Source organism: Streptomyces sp. NPDC012827, from assembly GCF_042900905.1.
In the GTDB taxonomy this organism is placed as follows: Bacteria; Actinomycetota; Actinomycetes; order Streptomycetales; family Streptomycetaceae; genus Streptomyces; species Streptomyces gulbargensis.
Genome location: NZ_JBIBBY010000014.1, coordinates 108,752 through 124,251, shown reverse-complemented (window position 1 = coordinate 124,251; position 15,500 = coordinate 108,752). Strand labels below are relative to the sequence as shown.

General features: G+C 74.7%; 12 protein-coding genes. 11 read left to right on the top strand and 1 reads right to left on the bottom strand.

The features are described from left to right. Positions 1–39: 39 nt before the first annotated feature. The 6 genes from ACFY60_RS28095 (at position 40) to ACFY60_RS28070 (ending at position 6,333) form a co-directional block, all read left to right on the top strand. Entirely contained in the window at positions 40–810 is a 771-nt protein-coding gene (locus tag ACFY60_RS28095; RefSeq protein WP_388616394.1) for a nucleotidyltransferase family protein, read from the top strand. Beyond that, the gene (locus ACFY60_RS28090) at positions 807–1,073 is read left to right on the top strand and encodes a BON domain-containing protein (RefSeq protein WP_388616391.1); all 267 of its coding nucleotides are present in this window, start codon (positions 807–809) and stop codon (positions 1,071–1,073) included. Before ACFY60_RS28095 ends, ACFY60_RS28090 begins: the two co-directional genes overlap by 4 nt. 143 nt (positions 1,074–1,216) lie before the next feature. Then, positions 1,217–2,029, top strand: coding sequence for a metallophosphoesterase (locus tag ACFY60_RS28085; protein WP_388616508.1), 813 nt, complete (start codon positions 1,217–1,219; stop codon positions 2,027–2,029). 230 nt (positions 2,030–2,259) lie between these two features. After that, a complete protein-coding gene (locus tag ACFY60_RS28080) occupies positions 2,260–3,066 on the top strand; it encodes an ABC transporter ATP-binding protein (protein WP_309051637.1) in 807 nt (268 codons plus the stop codon). Between the two features lie 202 nt (positions 3,067–3,268). Next, the gene (locus ACFY60_RS28075) at positions 3,269–4,264 is read left to right on the top strand and encodes an ABC transporter substrate-binding protein (RefSeq protein WP_388616388.1); all 996 of its coding nucleotides are present in this window, start codon (positions 3,269–3,271) and stop codon (positions 4,262–4,264) included. Beyond that, positions 4,264–6,333, top strand: a complete 2,070-nt coding sequence (locus tag ACFY60_RS28070; protein WP_388616385.1) for an iron ABC transporter permease — start codon at positions 4,264–4,266, stop codon at positions 6,331–6,333. Before ACFY60_RS28075 ends, ACFY60_RS28070 begins: the two co-directional genes overlap by 1 nt. Before the next feature lie 110 nt (positions 6,334–6,443). On the opposite strand, the gene ACFY60_RS28065 is transcribed toward ACFY60_RS28070, so the two are convergent. Then, a complete protein-coding gene (locus tag ACFY60_RS28065; RefSeq protein ID WP_388616382.1) occupies positions 6,444–7,901 on the bottom strand; it encodes an MFS transporter in 1,458 nt (485 codons plus the stop codon). A gap of 178 nt (positions 7,902–8,079) precedes the next feature. Between ACFY60_RS28065 and ACFY60_RS28060 the strand changes: the two genes are divergently transcribed. From ACFY60_RS28060 to ACFY60_RS28040, 5 genes are read left to right on the top strand one after another with little or no spacing between them, the layout of a single operon-like run. After that, entirely contained in the window at positions 8,080–9,903 is a 1,824-nt protein-coding gene (locus ACFY60_RS28060; protein WP_388616379.1) for an IucA/IucC family protein, read from the top strand. A gap of 12 nt (positions 9,904–9,915) precedes the next feature. Further along, positions 9,916–11,748 (top strand): pyridoxal phosphate-dependent decarboxylase family protein, encoded by a 1,833-nt coding sequence (locus ACFY60_RS28055; RefSeq protein WP_388616377.1) that lies wholly within the window; start codon positions 9,916–9,918, stop codon positions 11,746–11,748. Next, positions 11,745–13,568, top strand: a complete 1,824-nt coding sequence (locus ACFY60_RS28050) for an IucA/IucC family protein (RefSeq protein WP_388616374.1) — start codon at positions 11,745–11,747, stop codon at positions 13,566–13,568. The genes ACFY60_RS28055 and ACFY60_RS28050 overlap by 4 nt, the downstream gene beginning before the upstream one ends. Beyond that, on the top strand, positions 13,565–14,155 hold the full coding sequence (locus ACFY60_RS28045) for a GNAT family N-acetyltransferase (RefSeq protein ID WP_388616371.1): 591 nt from the start codon (positions 13,565–13,567) through the stop codon (positions 14,153–14,155). The genes ACFY60_RS28050 and ACFY60_RS28045 overlap by 4 nt, the downstream gene beginning before the upstream one ends. Continuing rightward, positions 14,152–15,474, top strand: coding sequence for a lysine N(6)-hydroxylase/L-ornithine N(5)-oxygenase family protein (locus tag ACFY60_RS28040; RefSeq protein WP_388616369.1), 1,323 nt, complete (start codon positions 14,152–14,154; stop codon positions 15,472–15,474). Before ACFY60_RS28045 ends, ACFY60_RS28040 begins: the two co-directional genes overlap by 4 nt. Positions 15,475–15,500 lie beyond the last annotated feature (26 nt).

Here is a 15,500-nt window from a genome sequence, read left to right as displayed (position 1 = left end):
CCCACGACAGAAGGTGACCGGGTACGAGAGGAGGGCCTCATGAACCTCACGGCAGGGCGTCGCGGCGCCCGCGCGGCACGCGCCGACGGCCGGCGGGACGACGCCGGCGGCGGTGCCGGAGCGGTGGTGGAGACGGGGGCCCGCATGCCGGTGCTGCCGCCCGACCACACCCAGGCGATCCTGGAGACGACCAAGGAGATCGCCGCCCTCCTGAAGACCTCGGGCTGCCCCTTCGCCCTGGTCGGCAGCGTGGCCGCGTACGCGTACGGCATCCCCGTGCGCCTCCAGCACGACACCGACTTCGTGTTGCGCCGCGAGGACGCCGACACGGTCACCGAACTCCTCCGGGAGAAGGGTGTCCTGGTCATCGACCCGCCCGAGGACTGGCTGGTGAAGGCGCGCAGCGGCGGCGAGGAGATCGACCTGATCTTCTCCCTCGCCGGGCGGCCCGTCACCACCGAACTGCTCGAACGCGCCTGGACGCTGCCCGTCGACTCGGTGCACATGCCCGTCATCGACCCGACGGATCTCATGATCAGCCGGCTCACGGCCCTCTCCGAGCACCACTGCGACTTCGGCGCCCTGCTGCCGGTCGCCCGCGGCCTGCGCGAGCGGGTCACGTGGGAGCGGGTGCGCGAGGAGACGGAGGGCCTGCCGATGGCCGCCGCCTTCCTCTATCTGCTCGAACTGCTCGACGTCATCCCGCCGGCGGGCGGCGCGGCGGGAGAGCCTGCGGGCGCGCCGGGAGCGGGCGCGGCGCAGGCGGAACCGGGCGCGCCCCGCCCGGCCGGAGGAGGAGGGCCGGAATGATGATCGAGTTCACCGCGCCCCACGAGGACGAGTACCGCATCGCGCGGCTGCGGGAACGGCTCGCCGCCGACGACGTGGCCGAGCTCGGCGTCCAGGTCGAACAGCGCGGGACCTCGGTGCTGCTGACCGGAACCGTGCCGACCGCGTCCCGGCGCGACGAGATCCTGCGCCTGGCCCGCGAGGAGCTGGCGGGCCTCACGGTCCGCGCCGATCTCGTCGTGGCCTGCGCCGACGCACCCGACCGTTGGGAGGAACTGCCGTGACGAGGCCGCCGACGACCCCGGACACGCCGGGCCGTCCGCTCACCACGACGCCGGACGGGGCCGGGCCCGCGCACGATCCCGCCCCCGGCCCGGACCCCACGTCCGAGACCGCCCGCTCCGACGGGCACGGCGCCGTCGTCCGGGTGGCGGCGGTCGGCGACATCCACCTGGGGCCCGACTGCGCCGGGGTGCTCCGGCCCGCCTTCGCCGGGCTGCCGGACCGCGCCGACCTGCTCCTGCTCGCCGGCGACCTGACCCGGCACGGCACCGTGGAGGAGGCCCGGGTGGTGGCCGAGGAGGTCGCGGACGCGGGTGTGCCCGTGGTCGCCGTCCTCGGCAACCACGACTACCACTCCGGTGAGGAGGCGGCCGTCACCCAGGTCCTCACCGACGCCGGCATCACGGTCCTGGAGGGGGACGCCGTCGTGCTGCCCGTCGCCGGGCACAAGGTCGGCGTGGCGGGGGTCAAGGGATTCTGCGGCGGCTTCGTGGGCCGCAGCGCCGGCGAGTTCGGCGAACCGGAGATGAAGGCCTTCGTCCGGACCACCCGGCTCAGCGCGGAACGGCTCGCGCTCGCGCTCGGCGACCTCTCCGCGGCGGGCTGCGCCGTCCGCATCGCCCTCACCCACTTCGCGCCCGTGCCCGACACGCTGGCCGGTGAACCCCTGGAGATCCACCCCTTCCTCGGCAGCTACCTGCTCGCCGAGGCGATCGACGGGGCCGGCGCGGACCTGGCCGTCCACGGCCACGCCCACCTCGGCACCGAACACGGCATGACGGCGGGCGGTGTACGCGTCCGCAACGTCGCCCAGCCGGTGATCGGCCGCGCCTTCGCCCTCTACCGGCTGCCGGTCGCCGGCGACGGCACGGCGCCCGTTCCGGAGGCCGTCCACGCGGCGGCGCCCGCCCACGCGCCGGGCGGTGAGCTCATCTCCGGGGCCGTACGCCGCAGTTGAGCGCAGCACACCGACCGGGTACCACCGCCCCGTACGCTCCGCCGCGCCCTACCCCTTCCGCCGTACCGGGGACAAGGGGTCGCGCGGACGCGTGCGGGGCGCGCGGTCGTGCGGGAGATCTCGACATGGTCACAAGCCGGGACGAACACGGAACCAGCCCTAAGGTCTGCCTTACCTAAGTTGTATGGTGGCGCGGTCAGTTCGGCCGAAGGGGAAGGAGCGTGATGTCCATGGGCGACGTCCGCCTGGTGGCGAACGGCCTCGACGTCGGGCACGGCGGCCGCACGGTGCTCCGGCAGGTGGACCTCGCGTTACGCGCCGGTGAGATCACCGTCCTCGTCGGCCCCAACGGCTGTGGCAAGTCGACCCTCCTGCGGACCGTGGCCGGCCTCCTGCCACCCCTCGCCGGTGACACCCGCATCGACGGCGAGCCCCTGCGCTCCCTCGCCCGCCGGGAACTCTCCCAGCGCCTCGCCTTCCTCCCCCAGACCTCCCAGGCACCCGCCGGAGTCACCGTTCGCGAACTCGTCCGGCACGGCCGGTACGCCCACCGCGGCGCCCTCGCCCGGCACACCGCCGAGGACACCGAGGCCATCGACTGGGCCCTCGACGTCACCGACGCCGCCCCCCTGGTCGACCGCCGACTTGACGAACTCTCCGGCGGCGAACGCCAACGCGCCTGGCTCGCCATGGTCCTGGCCCAGCGGGCCGGTGTCCTCCTGCTCGACGAGCCCACCACCTACCTCGACATGCGGCACCAGTTCGACGTGCTCGACGTCGTCCGGCGCCTCGCCCGCGAACACGGCATCGCCTGCGGAGTCGTCCTCCACGACCTGACCCAGGCCGCCGCCTACGCCGACGAGGTCGTCGTGGTCGCCGACGGCGGGGTCGCCGCCACCGGAGCCCCGGAGACCGTCCTCACCTCCGACGTCATCGAGCGCGCCTTCGGGCTGCGGGTCACCGTGGTCCGCGACCCGTCGACCGGCTACCTCGCCTGCTTCCCGCAGCGCGCCGGAGCCTCCGCCGCCTCGCCCTGACCCGGCTTCCCGAGCCGCCCCGCCGGAGAGCCGGCCCGGCGGGCCACCGGTCGCCCCGGCGCCCGCCGTACGCCCCCGCCCCCGCCCCGTGGCGGGCCGCGGCGTACCCCGGACCGCCCGGCGCACCGCCGGACCCGCCCGCAGACCCGTACCCGAACGACCCGTCCCCGCACGGCCGTACGTACACAAGGAGAGACCCACCATGCAGAGAATGCTGCGCGCCCTCGCCACGGGCGGCACCGTCCTGGCCGTCGTGCTGGCCGCCGCCGGCTGCGGCTCCGGCACGGTCGGCGAGACCGCGGACACCAAGCCGGGCGGGGACGCCTCCGCGAAGGGCGGCATCACCGTCGAGACCGCGCTGGGCAAGGTCAGCCTCGACAAGCCCGCCACCAAGGTCGTCACCCTGGAGTGGACCTACGCCGAGGAACTCGTCGCCCTCGGCGTCACCCCCGCCGGCAACGCCGACAACAAGGGCTACGGCACCTGGATCACCGCCGAGGGCGCGGCCCTGCCCGCCCAGGTCACCGACGTCGGCAACCGCAACGAGCCCAGCCTGGAGAAGATCAAGGCCCTCCAGCCGGACCTCATCGTCATCGACAACGAGCGCTCCAAGGCCAATCTCAAGCAGCTCCAGGCCATCGCGCCGGTCCTCTCCTTCACGTACACCACCAAGCCCCAGCTGACCACGATGAAGAAGAACTTCACCGAGCTGGCGAAGGCCGTCGGCAAGGCCGAGAAGGCCGCGGAGGTCAACGCGCGGATCGACGCCAAGGCCGCCGACCTCAAGGGCCGCCTCGACAAGGCCGGCAAGAGCGGCCTCAAGTACGCGCTCGCGCAAGGCTTCACCGCCAACGGCGCGGCCTCCATCCGCATGCTCACCGACGACGCCATCGCCCCGCAGGTGCTCAACCTGGCCGGCCTCAAGAACGGCTGGAAGGGCCAGGCCGACGCCTGGGGCATGACCACCGTCGGCGTCGAGGGCCTCACGCAGGTCGAGAAGGACGCCACCTTCCTGTACGTCGCCGCCGACAACGACAACCCCTTCACCGGCGCCCTCGCGGGCAACGCCGTCTGGAAGGGCCTCGGCTTCGTCAAGAGCGACAAGGCACTGGCACTCGACCCGGGCACCTGGCTGTTCGGCGGACCGCTGTCCGCGATGCACGTCCTGGACGAGACCGGCAAGGCCCTGAAGGTCTGATGGCCGCGGAAGGACTCACGGCCACCGCGGCCGGTCCGCTCGGCCACCGCCCACGAGCCCTGCTCGTGGGCGGTGGCCTGTCCCTCGCCCTGGCCGCGGTCGCGGTCGTCCACCTCGGCCTCGGCGTCTCCGGCGTGGGCATCGGCGACATCCTGGACCTGCTCCTCGGCCACGGGGACGCCCGCACGCGGGACGTCCTCCTCGGCAGCCGGCTGCCGCGCACCCTCACCGGCCTCGTCGTCGGCATCGCGCTCGGTGTCTCCGGAGCCCTCGTCCAGGGGGCGACCCGCAACCCGCTCGCCGCCCCCGACACACTCGGCGTGAACGCCGGCGCCTACTTCGCCGTGGTGCTCGTCGCGTTCACCGGCGTGAGCCTCGGGCCGATCCCCGCCGGAGGGGCCGCCTTCCTCGGCGGACTCCTCGCCGTCGGACTGGTCCACCTGCTCACCGGCGGCGGTGTCCTCACCCCCGGCCGGGTCCTGCTCGCCGGGGCGACCGTCGCGCTCGCCGCCACCTCGGCGGCCGAGTTCCTCCAGATGCTCGACGTGCAGGCCACCCGAGGACTCTTCTTCTGGGGCAACGGCACCCTGCTCCAGTCGGACCTGGAACGGCCGCTCGTCCTCGGCGCGGTCGTCCTCGCCGGCGCGGTCGCCGCCCCGTTCCTGGCCCGCCCGCTGGACCTCCTCGCCCTCGGTGACGAGACCGCGCAGGCCATGGGCGTACGCGTCGAACGCATCCGCCCCGCCGCCTTCCTCCTCGCCGTGCTGCTGTCCGCCGCCGCCGTCTCCCTCGCTGGCCCCATCGGCTTCGTCGGCCTGATCGGCCCGGTCATCGTGCGGCAGCTCGGCCTGCGCAAACACGCCGCGCTGCTGCCCATGGCGGCCCTGCTGGCGGCCACCCTGGTCCTCGGCGCGGACGCCGCCGCCCAGATCGTCGTCACGCCGTCCGCCACCCAGCCCGCGGAGATCCCCGTCGGCGTCGTCACCGCACTCATCGGCGGACCCGTCTTCATGGCGCTGGCCCGGCGCGTCAGCACCGGCGACGCCGACACCGGAGCGGCCGTCGTCGTCTCCGACCGGCGGCGCGCGCCCGGCTACACCGTCGCGCTCGGCGCCGGGCTGCTCGCCCTCGCCGCCGCCATGGCCCTGTCCCTGCGCGTCGGAGACGTACCGGTCAGCTGGGGCCAGCTCGGCGCGGCCCTCACCGGCTCCGCCGAGCAGATCACCGAAGCGGTGATCTCCTTCCGGCTGCCGCGCGTCCTCGTGGCCGCCCTCGCCGGGGCGTGCCTCGCCGTTGCGGGCGTCGCCGTCCAGGCCGTCGTCCGCAACCCGCTCGCCGAACCGGGACTCGTCGGCGTCACCGGCGGTGCCTCCCTCGGCGCGATCACGGTCATCCTGGCCGTCCCCGCCGCGCCGCTGGCCGCCCTGCCCGCGGCGGCCGCCGTCGGCGGTGTGCTGATGCTGATCCTCGTCGTCCTCGTGGCGCGGGGCACCCGGAGCGGCGGACGCGGCGGGATCGACCCGACCCGGGTCGTCCTCGTCGGCATCGGCGCCGCCGCCACCTCCATGGCGCTGGTCAACATCCTGGTGGTCGGCGCGCAGATGAACCTCGCGTCCGCGCTCGGCTGGCTCGCCGGCAGCACGTACGGGCGGGACTTCACCGCACTGGGCTGGCTCGCCGTCCCGGCGGTCGTCGCGGTCCTGCTGGTCGCCGCCGCTCGCCCGGTGAACCTCCTGTCGCTCGGCGACGAACTGCCCCGCGCCCTCGGCCTCGACCTCGGCCGCGCCCGGCTCCTGGTCCTCGGCGCGGGGGCGGTGCTCGCGGCCGGCACGGCGGCGGCCGTCGGCGCGGTCGGCTTCGTGGGTCTGGTCGCTCCCCACCTGGCGCGCCGGGTGGTCGGCAACAGCACCGCCCGCGTGATCCCGATGGCCGCGGTCCTCGGCGCGGTCCTGGTCGTCTCCGCCGACGCCCTCGGACGCTGGCTGCTGGCCCCCACGGAGATCCCGGTGGGCATCGTCACGGCCCTGCTGGGGGCACCGTACCTGGTGTGGCTCCTGCGCCGGACGTGACGGGGAAGCGCGGACCCTCCGCCGGGGCGCCCGGCCCCCTCACCGGGCCCGGGCGCCCCGCGGCGTACGCCGGAGAGCGCCCGGGCCCGGCGGCGTACGAGGCCGTGTGCTCAGGACGCCTCCGCCGCCCGTACGGGGGCGACCGGTGCCGGGCCTGCGGCGGGGGCGGGGCCGGGCTTCAGGGTGCGGGCCGTCGCGACGCCCAGGGCGCAGAGGGCGGCCGCCGCCAGGCAGACCGTGGTGAAGGCGTCCGAGAAGGCCGCGTGGGCGAGGGGCCGGAGGGCGGGGGAGAGGAGCTCGAAGCGGCCGGTCTCGACGGCCTCGCGCACGGGGGGCGCGCCGGCCGGGCCGGCCGCGAGGGCGCTGTCGAGGCGGGCGGCGAACACGGCCCCGAAGAGGGCCACACCGGTCGCGGTGCCCAGCGGGTAGCAGGCGTTGGTGAGCCCGGAGGCCATTCCGGCCCGCTCCTCGGGCACGGTTCCGACCGCCACCCCCATGAGCGGCGGGAAGATCACGGCCCCGCCCGCGCCGAGGAGCACCAGTCCGGCCACCAGGACCGCCGCTCCCGCGCCCGCCCCCGCGCCGGCCAGGGCCAGCAGGCCGATGCCCTGCGCGGCGAAGCCGGCGGCCACCAGGGCGTCCGGCGGGAACAGTTTCTGCAGCCGGTTCACGAACAGGCCCGCCAGCAGCAGACTGCCCGTCAGCGGGAGCAGCCACAGCCCGGCCTCGAGGGGCGTGGAGGCGTACGTGCTCTGCAGCCAGAGCGTGAGGAAGGCCAGCATGCCGAGGCTGGACAGGCGCGCGAGGAAGCCGAGCACGGCGGCGCCCGAGAAGGCCCGTATCCGCAGCAGCGTCATGTCGATGAGCCCGCCGCCGCGCCGCTGGTCGGCCACCAGGGCGGCGGTGAGGAGCACGCCGAGCGCCGCCGAGCCGAGGACCGGCGGCGCGGTCCAGCCGGTCTCCGGGCCGGTGACGAGCGGGTAGTGCAGGGCGAGCAGGGCGCCGACGGCGAGCAGCGAGCCGCGGGGGTCGAGACGCCGCCGCGCGCCGGTGCCGGTGGCCGCGGACTCCGGCATCCGGGTCAGCGCGCCGGCCACCACCAGGAGGCCGATGGGCACGTTGACCAGAAAGATCCAGCGCCAGCCCAGCGCCTCGGCGAACAGGCCTCCCACGACGGGGCCGAGGGCGCCGGCCGCCGAGGCCACGAGCGCGTACGAGGCGATGGCCGCCTGGCGGCGGGCGCCCTCGTAGGCGGCGGCGATCAGCGCCAGCGTCGGCGCGAACACCATGGCCCCGCCGAGCCCCTGGGCGGCCCGCGCGGCGATGAGGGTGGCCGCGTCCGGGGCGAGGCCGCAGGCGGCGGAGGCGAGCGTGAACAGGGCCATTCCGGCCGTGAAGACGAACCGCCGCCCGATGCGGTCGGAGAGCGCGCCGGCGGTGAGCAGCAGGGCCCCGAACGCCAGCGAGTACGCCGAGACCGTCCACTGCACCCGGCCCAGCCCGGCGTCGAGATCGCGGGCGACGTCGGAGAGGGCGACGTTCACCACGGTCACGTCGAGGGTCATCATCACGCCCCCCGCGCTGACGAGGGCGAATGTCCACCTCGCACCGGGCCGACGTCGACAACTGGCCTTCTCTGTCTGAAAGTTGACCTTGATCATTAGGTAAGGCTAACCTAATGTAGCGCCCGCTTGGGCGTCCAGGCGTTCGAGCACATCGATTCCAGACAGACTGCGGAGCCGCCTGATGCCCCACCCCACCGACCACCCCGTGCCCGCGCTGTCCGACGTGGACCCCGCGGCCTGGCGCGAAGCCAACCGGCGCCTTCTCGCCAAGGCCATCGGCGAGTGGTGCTTCGAGGACATGCTCAAGGCGACCGGAACCGGCGACGGCGACTACCGGATCGACCTCGACAGCGGCACGACCTACGCCTTCAGGGCCACCCCCGGAGCCTTCGGCTGGCTGCGCGTCGACCCCGACTCGATCACCCGCACCGCCACCAGCATGCTCGGCAACAGCATCGCCCAACCCGCGTGGGACGCGCTGAAATTCCTCATGGAGGCCGCCTCCACGATCGACAGCGACGCCTCGACCGTCGCCACCTACTTCACCGAACTCTCCGCCACCCTCGCCGTCGACGCGGCCCGCCTCACCCACGGCGGCGAGACCGTCGCCGAACTCCGCGCCCTCGGGCACACGGAGCTGGAGTGCCGGATGACCGGACACAACCTCCTCGTCGCCAACAAGGGCAGGATCGGCTTCTCGGCCACCGACGTCCGGCGGTACGCCCCCGAGTCCGCCCAGACGCTCACCCTCCGGTGGGTGGCCGTCCACCGCGGACTCGCCGAGTTCCGCGGCACTTCGGAACTGTCCGAAAACGACGTGCTCGAAGCCGAGTTGGACGACGAGACCCGCACCCGGTTCACCACCGTCCTCCAGGAAGCCGGGGTCGACCCCCAGGCGTACGTCTGGATGCCCGTGCACCCCTGGCAGTGGGACCACGCCGTCCAGACCCTGCACGCCGCCGATGTCGCCCAGCGCCGCATCATCCCGCTCGGCGAGAGCCCCGACGCCTACCTGCCCGGCCAGTCCATCCGCACCATGGCCAACGTCACCGAGCCCTCCCGCCACGACGTCAAACTCCCGCTGAAGATCCTCAACACCCTGGTCTGGCGAGGCATCCCGCCGCACTGCACCATGGGCGCCCCCGTCGTCACCCAGTGGCTGCGCGGCCTGGTCGAGCGCGACCCCTACCTCACCGACGAGTGCCGCACCGTCTTCCTCGGCGAGGTCGCCTCCGTCACCGTCCGCCACCCCTACCTCTCCACCCTGGACGAGGCGCCCTACCAGCACCTGGAGACCCTCGGCTGCATCTGGCGCGACTCCGTCACCGCCCGCAAGGACCCCGGCGAGCGCGTCCGCACCTTCGCCTCACTGCTCCACGTCGACGCCGCCGGCGACGCCTTCGTCGCCGAACTCGTCCGCTCCTCCGGCCTCGACCCCGAACTCTGGCTCCGGCGCCTCTTCGACACCCTCCTCGCGCCGATCATGCACGTGCTCTACCGGTACGGCGTCACCTTCAACCCGCACGGCCAGAACACCCTCATCGGCTACGACGAGAACGACGTCCCGGTCCGCCTGTACCTCAAGGACTTCGTGGACGACGTGTGCGTCTCCTTCACCGACGTACCCGAGCGCGGACCCGAGCCCGACGGACACGACCACGTCCTGCCGCGCAAGCACCCCTCGATCATCAAGCAGCACGTGGTCGACCAGGTCTTCGTCGGCCACTTCCGCTACCTCGCCCCGCTCTGCGCCGAGCAGCTCGGCGTACCCGAGAAGACGTTCTGGCGCCTGGTGCGGCGGACGATCCTCGACTTCCAGAAGCGCTTCCGCAAGCGCTTCCCCGAGCTCGAGGACCGGTTCGCCGAGTACGACCTGCTGACCCCCGAGATCCCCCGGTACGGGCTCAACCGCGACCGGATCGTCGTCACCCGCTACGGCGACCGCGCCCTGCGCCACGCGCTGTACCCGAACGGCACGCACCCCAACCCGCTCGCCGAAGGCTGAGGAGTACCGCTCGTGACCCCACTCACCCGCGCGCGCCCCGTGCCGGCCACCCGGCCCGGCCCCGCCGCGCCCCCCGCGGCCGCCGTCCCCCTCGCCGGTTCCCGTACCGGCCTCGCGGAGGTCCTCACCGCCCTGGCCGGCGCGGCCGACGCGGCCTCGGCGGCCCGCAGGCCGGACGGACCGATACCGGCGGGCACCCCCGCCGAGGTCCTGGCCGCCGCGTCCCGCGCCCTCGGGCCGGCCGAACTCCCCGCCGAGGGCCTCGGCCAGAAGGCCGCCCTCGAACGGCTCGCCACCCTCCTCACCGAGCACGGCATCGACCTCTCCCACCCCCGGGCCGCCGCCCATCTGCAGCCACCCTCCCTCGCGGTCGCCGTCGCCGCCGACGTCCTGGCGAGCGCCGGCAACGCCTCCCTCGACACGTACGACTCCGGCCCCTCGGCCATCGCCGTCGAACGCTGGCTCATCGGCGTCCTCACCCGCCTCGCCGGCCTCGGCGAGCGCGCCGACGGCGTCCTCACCCCCGGCGGGTCCCTCTCCAACCTGATGGGCCTGCTGCTCGCCCGGGACGCCGCCGCCCTGCGGCGCGGCGTCGACGCCCGCGAGCACGGTGTGGCCGCCCTGCCCGGGCCCGTGGTGTTCTGCTCGGAGCTCGCCCACTTCTCCACCCACCGGGCCTGCGCGGCCCTGGGCCTGGGCGAGGCCGCCGTACGGACCGTGCCCGTCGACGAGCGGCGGCGGATGCGGCCCGAGGCCCTGGCCGCCGCCCTCGAAGCCCTCGGCCCCGACCGGACCCCGGTCGCGGTGGTCGCCACCGCCGGGACCACCGACTTCGGCTCCGTCGACCCGCTGCCGCGGATCGCCGGGATCGCCGCCGACCACGGCGTCTGGCTGCACGTGGACGCCGCCTACGGTTTCGGCGCGCTGTTCTCCGACCGGCTCGCCGGCCGCCTCGCCGGACTGGAGCTGGCCGACTCGATCACCCTGGACCTGCACAAGATCGGCTGGCAGCCGGCGGCCTGCAGCGTGCTGCTGGTCTCCGACCCGGCAGCCTTCTCCGCGCTCGACCGCCAGGTCGCCTACCTCAACCCCGAGGACGACGGGGAGGCCGGCTTCGACGGCCTGCTCGGACGCAGCCTCCAGACCACCCGGCGCCCCGACGCCGTGAAGGCCGCCGCCACCCTCCTCACGTACGGCAGGTCCGGCCTCGGCCGCATGGTCGACACCTGCCACGACCTGGCCCGCCACGCCGAGCGGCGGATCCTCGCCGAACCCGAACTGGAACTGGTCGCCCCGGCCGAACTGACCACGGTCGTCTTCCGCCACCGGGGGGCGGACCCGAAGGAGCCCCGGGCCGGTGCGGCCGAACGGCCGGCGGGCGGCACCGACGCCCGGCCCCCCGAGGGGACCGGCGAGGACCCGGCGGCGGCCCGGGCGGGCTCCGGCGGGTTCGGCACGGCCGGTTCCGCCGGTTCCGTCGGCGCCGACGTCGCGGTCACCGCTTCCACCGGGTCCGCCACCGGTACCACCGGTTCCGCCGACACCGGCGCGCCCGGCTCCACCGACGAAGGTCCCGACGGCGCCGCGGCCCCCTCGGCCGACACCGCCTTCCAGGCCTCCGACGAGCTCAACGGCGCCCTGCGCCGCCGGCTCCTGGAGACGGGCACCGCCCTCATCGGGCGGACCGAGGTCCGCACCGGCGGCCCCGGCTCGCCCTCGCGCGTCTGCCTCAAACTCACCCTGCTCAACCCCAACGCCACCCCCGACGACATCGACGGCCTCGTGGACGCCGTCCTCGACGCCGGCCGCGCCTGCGCACGACAGATCCAGGAGGACGCCGCATGAGCCCCAGCACCCCGGCGGCAGCCACCCCGTCCCCGCCCGCCCCCGCGGACCCGGCCGCGACCACCCGGCCGGACCCGCTGCACGACGCCGACGCCCGCGGCGCCGCCGAGCACGCCCACGTCGAGGCCCTGCTCCGCTGCTGGCTCCGCGAGACCGGCACCCCCGTCGCCCCAGGACCGCTCCGGGTCGAACTCCCCACCACGGGCCTGGCCCTGGTCACCGAGGTCACCCACTGCTCGCCCACCGGCTGGCACCGCTTCGGCCCCGCCCGCCTGGAGGGCCCCGGCGGCCCGCTCGGCCCCACCGCCGACCCGGTGACGGCCGTCGCGCTGCTCTCCACCGAGGCGGCGGTACGCGGCGGCGGCCGGCCCGGCGGAGTTCCCGCCGGAGAGGTCGCCGACCTGGTCGAGCGCACCGCCGAGTCCGTACGACGGGTCACCACCTTCCTCGCCGAGCGCCGGGCCCGGCCGCTCCCGCCCGAGGGCACCGACGGCTTCCTCGACGCCGAACAGGCCCTGCTCCTCGGCCACCTCAACCACCCGGCGCCCAAGAGCCGCGACGGCATCTCCGACCGTGACGCCGCCGCCTTCTCGCCGGAGCTGCGCGGTTCCTTCCGCCTGCACTGGTTCTCCGCCGACGCCTCCGTCGTCTCCCACGACGCGGTCGACGGCGCCCCCTCCCTCGCGGGCCGCGACACCGTGGAACTCCTCGCGGACCTCGCCGGCCGCCGCCCCGACCCGGGCCGCGTCCTCGTCCCCGCCCACCCGTGGCAGGCCGGGGACCTGCTGCACCGGCCCCGCGTCAAGGCGCTGATCGCCTCCGGCGCCCTGGAGCCGCTCGGCGAGCTGGGCGAGGAGTGGTGGCCGACCTCCAGCGTGCGGACCGTGTACCGGCCCGGCGCCGAGGTGATGCTGAAGCTCTCCCTCGGGCTGCGGCTGACCAACTCGCGCCGTGAGTCGACCCGTACGGAACTCCGCCGCGGCCTGGAGATCAACCGGCTCCTGGACGCCGGCTACGCGGCGGACACCTTCGCCGCCCACCCGGGCTTCGCCATCACCCGCGACCCGGCCTGGATCGCCCTCGACGAACCCGGCCGCCCCGGCGGGCCCGAGGTGACCGGGCTCGACGTCGCCGTGCGCGAGGTGCCCCGGGACATCGCGGACCTGCGCTGCCTGGTCGGCCTCGTCGCCCCCCGCCCCGGCCTCGGCCGCAGCGCGCTCGGGGAACTCGTCGCCGCCCTCGGACCGGGCGCCGCCGAGCGGTGGACGGCCGACTACACCGACCACGTCCTCGTCCCCATGCTCCACCTCTACGCCGCCACGGGCATCGGCCTGGAGGCCCACCAGCAGAACACCCTCGTCCGGCTCGGCGCGGACGGCCGGGTCACCGGCGCCACCTTCCGTGACAACCAGGGCTACTACCTGGCCGGTTCCCATCTGCCCGGCCTCCTGGAGAGGCTCGGCGCCGACACCTCCACCCTCGCCGTCGTCGACGACCCCTTGGTCGACGACCGGCTCTCCTACTACCTGCTCCGCAACCAGGCCCTCTCCGTCGTCGGCTGCCTCGCCGTCGACGGCCTCGCCGACGAGCGCGTCCTGCTCGGCGTCCTCGCCGACCGGCTCCGGGCGGCGCTGCCCGCCCTCGCGAAGGCCGGCCCCGACGGCGACCGGCTCGCCCGCCGCTGGCTCACCGCCGACACCCTGCCGTGCAAGGGCAACCTCCTCACCCGCCTCCACGGCATCGACGAGGTCCTCGCCCCTCTCGACGCCCAGTCCGTCTACCTCGACGCCCCCAACCCCCTCAAGGAGGCCACGGCATGAACGCCTTAGACCCGCAGGCCCACGACGCGACCGTCCCCGGGCCGCCGCTGCCGCTCCTCGGCGGGCGCTGGACCGCCCGGGTGGCCCGCGCCGAGGGCGCCGACCTGGACCTCGTGCACGGCTGGATGCAGTCCCCGCACATCGACGCCTTCTGGCACCAGGCGTGGCCGCGCGAGCGCTGGTACGAGGAGATCGCCGGCCACCTCGCGGGCGACGCGATCCTGCCGGTGATCGTGGACCTGGACGGCCGGCCCCTGGCGTACATCGAGGTCTACCGGGTGATGCGCGACCGGCTCGCCGGGCACTACCCGCACCTGCCTCACGACCTCGGCCTGCACATCGCCATCGGCGACGCCGAGAAGACCGGCAGAGGCCTCGGCCGGACCCTCCTGCGCGTCCTCGCCGACGGCCTCCTCGCCGCCGACCCCGCCTGCGTGCGGGTCGTGGCCGAGCCCGACATCACCAACGAGCCGTCGCTGCGCGCCTTCGAGGCCGCCGGCTTCCGGCCCGCGGGGAAGGTCGAGTTCCCCGACAAGACCGCCGCCCTGATGGTGCGCCCGCGCGCGGAGGAGGCGATGCCGGGATGAGCACCACTCCCGCGACCACCGAGCACGACGTGATGGCCGTGGGCTGCGGCCCCTTCAACCTGGGGCTCGCCGCCCTCGCCTCCACCGTGGACGGGCTCGACCTCGTCGTCCTGGAGGAGCGGCCCGAACTCACCTGGCACCGCGGCATGATGTTCGGCGACGCCTCGATGCAGGTGAACTTCCTCGCCGACCTCGTCACCCTCGTCTCCCCGAGCCACCCCCTGTCGTTCCTGGAGTACCTCCACGACATGGACCGGCTCTACACCTTCACCGTCCGGGAGAACTTCTTCCCGTCGCGGCGCGAGTACGAGGACTACCTGCGCTGGGCGGCCGCCCGCCTCCCCTCCGTGCGCTTCTCGCACCGCGTCGCGGAGGTCCACTGGGACGCCGCCGCCGAACGGTTCACGCTGGAGGTCGTACGCGGCGACGGCACCCGGCTGCGGATGACCGCCCGGAACCTCGTCCTCGGCATCGGCACCGCGCCGCACGTGCCCGAGGCCCTCGCCGCACTGCCGTCCTCCGCCCTGCTCCACACCTCCGACTACCTCTACCGGGCGGAGGACGTGGCCCGCGCGGGGAAGGTCACCGTGGTCGGCTCCGGCCAGTCGGGCGCCGAGGTCGTCGTGGACCTCCTCGGCCGCAACCTGGACGGCGGGCCCGCCGTGAGCTGGCTGACGCGGACCCCGTCCTTCGCGCCGCTCGACTACACCAGGATGGTCCTGGAGATGACCACCCCGGCGTACATGCAGTACTTCCACTCCCTGCCGGAGAAGGCGCGGGACCGGCTCGTCGGCGAGCAGTGGCAGTTCTACAAGGGGATCTCCACCGACACCCTCGACGAGATCCACGAACTGCTCTACCGCCGTCAGCTCGAACACGGCCTCGCCGACGTGGAGTTGCGCATCGGCACCACCGTGGAGTCGGCGAGGACCGAGGCCTCGGGCCGGACGGTCCTCGTCTGCCGGCACCGCGACTCCGGCGAGCGCTTCGAGCACACGACGGACCTCGTCGTGGCCGCCACCGGCTACCGCAACCGTGCGCCCGCCTTCATGGAGCCGGTGGACGGCCTGATCCGGCGCGACGACCGGGGCCGGTACAAGGTGCGGCTCGACCATTCCGTCGAGCTCGCGGACGGCGTCACGGGACGGGTCTTCGTCGCCAACGCCGAGGTCCACTCCCACGGCGTCTCGGCGCCGAACCTGGACATCGGCGCCGTACGCAACGCCACGATCCTCAACGCCGTCACCGGCCGCGAGACCTACCGGCTGCCGAAGCGGAGCGCCTTCACCCGCTTCGACGTGCCGCGCGGAACCGCGTAGACGACGCGGGACGCGCCGCCCCCGGG